The organism is Pedobacter sp. 01T416_2, from assembly GCF_056398925.1.
The window spans coordinates 1-5,268 of the sequence record NZ_JBFTQI010000406.1 but is presented as its reverse complement, the minus strand read 5'-3'; the positions used below and the strand labels follow the sequence as shown (position 1 = coordinate 5,268).

The 5,268-nt window shown below is 39.3% G+C and carries 5 protein-coding genes; all 5 read right to left on the bottom strand.

Annotated features, from left to right (window positions below; translation table 11 throughout):
• Positions 1 to 105 precede the first annotated feature (105 nt).
• A complete protein-coding gene (locus AC1DPQ_RS16635) occupies positions 106 to 498 on the bottom strand; it encodes a hypothetical protein (RefSeq protein WP_477580695.1) in 393 nt (130 codons plus the stop codon).
• Between the two features lie 133 nt (positions 499 to 631).
• The gene (locus AC1DPQ_RS16630; RefSeq protein WP_477580693.1) at positions 632 to 949 is read right to left on the bottom strand and encodes a hypothetical protein; all 318 of its coding nucleotides are present in this window, start codon (positions 947 to 949) and stop codon (positions 632 to 634) included.
• A gap of 37 nt (positions 950 to 986) precedes the next feature.
• A complete protein-coding gene (locus AC1DPQ_RS16625) occupies positions 987 to 2,495 on the bottom strand; it encodes a M60 family metallopeptidase (RefSeq protein ID WP_477580691.1) in 1,509 nt (502 codons plus the stop codon).
• A gap of 28 nt (positions 2,496 to 2,523) precedes the next feature.
• Positions 2,524 to 3,726: a glycoside hydrolase family 27 protein gene (locus AC1DPQ_RS16620; RefSeq protein WP_477580689.1), complete on the bottom strand. Its 1,203-nt coding sequence runs from the start codon at positions 3,724 to 3,726 to the stop codon at positions 2,524 to 2,526.
• Between the two features lie 140 nt (positions 3,727 to 3,866).
• On the bottom strand, positions 3,867 to 5,268 hold a 1,402-nt coding region (locus AC1DPQ_RS16615), incomplete at its 5' end, for a beta-galactosidase small subunit family protein (protein ID WP_477610286.1).

Here is a 5,268-nt window from a genome sequence, read left to right as displayed (position 1 = left end):
CCTTAAATACGCTTTAAGGTGTTTCGACAGGCTCAACATGACAACCATATGAGGTGAAATCGCCTTTATGATACAACCTCGACGGAGTAAATTATTTAGATAAAATTAATAGGTAAACTTAGGTTTCCCATTGTTGCAGGTTACCCCTTTTGGCTGTATTATCAACGCACAATCTGAATATACGCCCCATTTTTGATTGTAATCGGCCTGTAGTTTGGTAAATTGTTCAACCTTTTTCAGAAAAGTGCTCTCATCTATTTTTACAGAATAAGCAATATAACCTGATGCGCCTCCGCAGGCTTTAGATCCAATGGCGGTGAATTTCCATTCGCCGGCATTTTCACAGGTAAATTGCTGAGCTGATTTTTCAATGTCTTTATAAAGTCTATCCAGCTCTGACGAATCAACATTTCGCATAGGATCTTCTCGGTCTGTACACGCCCACATCAGACTTATAATCAGTACAATTGAAGTTAAAATAAATAGCGTCCGTTTCATCGTTTGTTACTTTTTACCTAAAACGGGATTTTAAATAAAAACGCTACAGCCCTTAAGACCTATGAGTTTTAAAAACAAAAGACTTCCGAAGTTTCATTGCCATATCGTGGTTAAACTTCGGAAGTCAGGAAAGCTAAAACTTAATTTTTAACGTGCACTTTTCTCTGGTCCCATCATTAATCAGGCCATCAGGTAGGGTAATTCTTAAACCTTTGGCGTTCTGTTTCCATTTAATGGTAAAGACTTCATCTTCCATAAGCAACTCTTTCACTTTTAAAATGGCAGTTGACAGCGATTTAATGATAAGTTCTCCATGATTAAATTCTAAAAGCTCGATATTGAGTTCGTCTGCTTCACCAGAATAAAAAATAATCGGGTTAACCTCATAAATATGAAGCTGATTGCCGCCTTGTTCGCCTGTGTTTAAAGCAATTTTTCTACTTACTGCCATTACAATTTGGTTTGAGTTAATTAAAAATGGCTTACAGTTAGTTTACCGGAGGAAAATTATAAGGCTTCCATGCACGAAGCACGCTCAGTTCTTTCTGTGTTTCTTCGCTTATGCCTACGCCCCAGGTATTAAAAAATGGAGCTAAATTTCTTTTTACCACATTAGAATAGGTTTTTACCCATAAATCGCGTTTTTGCTGATCGTTTAACCTGCCTATACTTGGTCCGATTTTTTGGTATTCTTTAAAAAACGCTTTAAAACTTTCCCATCCAAAACCTTCCTGCATCTGGCGGAACATGATGAGGCCTAAAAAGGCATCACCTTTCCATTTTTCATAACTCGCACCTTCGGCAAAATATTTTTTCATCATCTTTTGCGTATTTGCACTTGATACACCAGTATGTGAATCGTCCCGTCCGCCCATTAACCTATCGAACATATAGATTGAAAAGAAGTTATTGCTCACTTCGGTAGTTCCACCAAAAACCCAGTTCAGATTTTGCATGTTGTGACCAATTTCGTGGAAAAAGCCCCAATTTGCGCCTCCCTTACTTGGTTTCATCAATAACTCAGGGTTGGCCATAATTTCGTTCGAGAGCATCTTTCTGGATGGCGAATGGTGGATCATAATCGGATAACCGCTATGCATGTATCCTCCGCCAATATGTTCATCGGGTACCATCCGTTGAGCCCTATAAAACGGCGCTGGCATATTGGCCAGATCTAATTCTCCAAGTACAACTAAATCCCATAGTTTTAATACTTCTTCAGGATTTTTGATGGTTTGCAATACACTATCAGGCAAAGTTAAAATCACATTTTCAGTGGCCATCTCGCCCCAAGGTGCTTTATTATTTTTTAATTGGCTCTCCCAATCGCTTTGCGTGCTTTTACCCAACACAAAAAGTGGAGCTGCAACAGCATGGCTAATTTTGAAATCAATTTTTCTACTTTCTGCCTTAGGTTTAATATTAATGTAGATCAGTCCACCGAAAGGAGACGCTAATCTGTTTTTACCAATTACCAATTGTTGTTTCTTGGTTATAATTGGCATCCTGCGCCAATCTTCCTTGCCTGCTACCCAATAGTTTAAGCGATCGCTATGCGCACCAATCTGAACTTCAAGCTCGTTTACATTGGCGTTCTTGGGCACATCAATTTCTAAATACTCACCAGCTTTTGCATACAAACCTGTACTGTACATGGTTGCATTATCGTAACCAGAATACCCTAAGGTTGACACGATAGACACTAAACTATCGGCCATTTTTTTATGCTCGATGCTTACCGTTTTATTTATAAACTGAAAACCAGTCTTTACTGTACCTGGAAAAACCTCTGCTGAAGGTTGGGCTTTGATACTTTTATAATCAGTGCTTTTTAACGTTTCATCGCTCCATTTGGCGATGGCTTTTCTAAATGCAGTATCGCTTTTAGATAGGGTGTGTTGTGGTGTAATGACAATTGTTGCCGGATCTTTTGTTACATCTTGGGCAAAGGTACTTAAGCCTGTTGCTACTAATGCAAGGGATAATAGTGATTTCATTTGTGTTTGGTTTGTTGTTATTTAGGGGTTATACTTTTTTTAGGCGGAAAACCTTCGTTTCGTGAGCAGTTACCTCACCATTCCACTTATTATTTTTGCCAATTATTTTATGCTGCCACAGATCCCTGATCTCATATTTACCAGTCAGGCCTAATTCGGTAAAATTTATTTTTGCATTTTGGGCAGATGCCGATTTATTTAATATCGCTATGGCGAAATCTCCATTGGCTAAAGGACGAACAAAAACATCCCAAATATCTGTTTTGATTTTTCTTTCGGCCTGTTTGCCCAAAGCATCTTGGTTTAATGCAATTACTTCTTGGTTTGTGAAAATGGTTTTTGCTTCATTATCCATTTTACGGATATCGCAACTCGCATATAATGGCGAATTAAGCATGCTGTATAAACTCATTTGGCTTTGATATTCAGCTTGGGTACAACCTTTGCCATTAAAAGCTGAGGAAGGGCCTTTTGTGCCGTGTAAACCCGCCACTAACATATCTCCGTCGTTCCATCTACCAGGGCCTGAAAAGCTGGCCAATCCTGCTGTTTTATCTATCACATTGTAAATACCTACTCCTCCCTTACCTTCTGCATCATTCCATTTGTCTCTGATATCGTAAGTAGTACGCCAGCTTTGTCCGCCAACCTGTGCACCCCAGTTCCAAGGTTCGCGTGGACCCCATTCGCAGATTCCCAATACAATATCTCTACCCGATTTGCGTAGCGCCTGGGCTATTTTAGCATAACGGGCTTTAGCAGTTTCAACATCCTCTGGGGCATTACAATAGTCGTATTTTAAATAATCTATCCCCCATGAAGCAAAAGTTTTAGCATCCTGATCTTCGAAATTTAAACTTGCGGTATAACCACCACAGGTTAAAGGAGCAGCATCAGAATAGATGCCCAATTTCATCCCTTTGTTATGTAGGTAATCGGCCAGGGCTTTAATGCCAGAAGGAAATTTCTTTGGATCGGCAATAATCTTGTTTTTATTATCACGGCCACCTTGCCAACAATCATCTAAAAAAATATACTGATAGCCTGCTTTCACCATCCCACTGGCAACCATTGCTTCGGCCATTTCTTTAATATCTTTTTCGTTCGGATTTTCGGACATGATGTTCCAGCTCATCCAGCCCATTGGTGGTGTAGCAGCTAATTTTGATTCCTGTGCAAAGCTGATTTGAGCAAATAACAGTAAGGTTAAACAGATTTTGATAAATTTCATATTATTCTTTGATTAGAAAGTTCTGCAATTCTTTAGGAAATGGTCGTCATTCCCGCGCAGGCGGGAATCTTAATGCAACATATAAACCTAGCTAAAGCATTAAGATTCCCAATCGAGTTGGGAATGACGAACTATGTATGTTACTTAATCGGTTTGATATAATAGCTGTACTGGTAATCTTTAAACGGGATTTGGTATTGAATTAATGGCATAGAACCCCAGCTATCGATCCCTTGAACACCCAATTGCTGCATATCCATGTGCACATAAATCTGGTTGCGTTTTACCAGTTCGCCAGAGTGATATTGTTTTTTCTCTGCCTCTGGATCTAAATCCTCGACTGAATATGGCAATGCATTAAAACTCAATAACTGATCGGCAAATTCGAAACGTAAGCCTTTACCTGCTTTATTGGTAAAAGCTACCCAGCGCACATCAGTTTTATTACCACTTTCTTGTGGACGTGCATAAGGGAAGTACTGATCTGCAACCGTTGATTTATAAGTACCAATTAAGGAAGCCGTTTTTCTATCTACATAATTTTCTCCCGGCCCACGACCATACCATTGGATATTGCTGTAATCATTTTTCAGCTGCAGATCGTTACCGATACGCATTAAACTTTTGTAGTTGCCTGTTACTGCTTTAAATTGATTATTTACTTTTACAGTACCATCAGCAGATACATTAAATTCTTGCGTAGTTTCTGCATCACCTTTAAGTAGAGACGATTTAATGGTTAGGGTAAAGCCATCAGCAGTTGAATTTACAGTTGATTTAATATTGCCTGCACCGTTATCCTGATACACATTACGCCACATACGTAATTTCGTATTTAAGCCCGCACCGATATCGTTGTCGGTTGGTGCACGGTAAAATCCAGGTTGTGGCCCCGAGGCCAATAATTCTTGCCCTTTTGAAATATAACTGCTTAATATTCCTTTGATTAAATCGAAAGTAATGGTAAAATCACTTCCTTTAACCACTGCTTTTTCTGTAGTTTGCTCAATCTTTAAAGATTTCTTGTTTCTATTATAAACATTAGCTTTAGGCGCTCCGGCCAACGCAATCTGCTCGTAAGCAATCTCATAACCTTTTTCTAAAAATGGCTCAGCTGTTTTTAAGCGATAGCGAACGTTTAAGAAATATTCTTTACCCGCTGCATAATTCGTTTTAAATGGTAAGCTTAATGGCTGTGTTTGGCGCGGACCAACATTCAGGTTACTTACCAAGCCAGTTTGAATCACTTGTCCATCTTCTACCAATTCCCAGTTTAACTGCACATTACTGATATCTTTAAAGAAATAGCTGTTGTTTACATTAATCTGGTTGGCACCGTTAAAAGTAGTTTTGATATATTGATGCACTTTTTTCAATTCTACTGCCATTGGCGTCATACCACGGTAGGCGGTGACCACTCCTTTTACGCAGAAATCGTTATCGCTAAAATTTTCGTCAACCGGGCCACTTAGCGGGAAATCGCCGCCATAAGCCATAATTCGTTTACCGTTTTTAACGGTATCGATCGCTTGGTCTATCCAC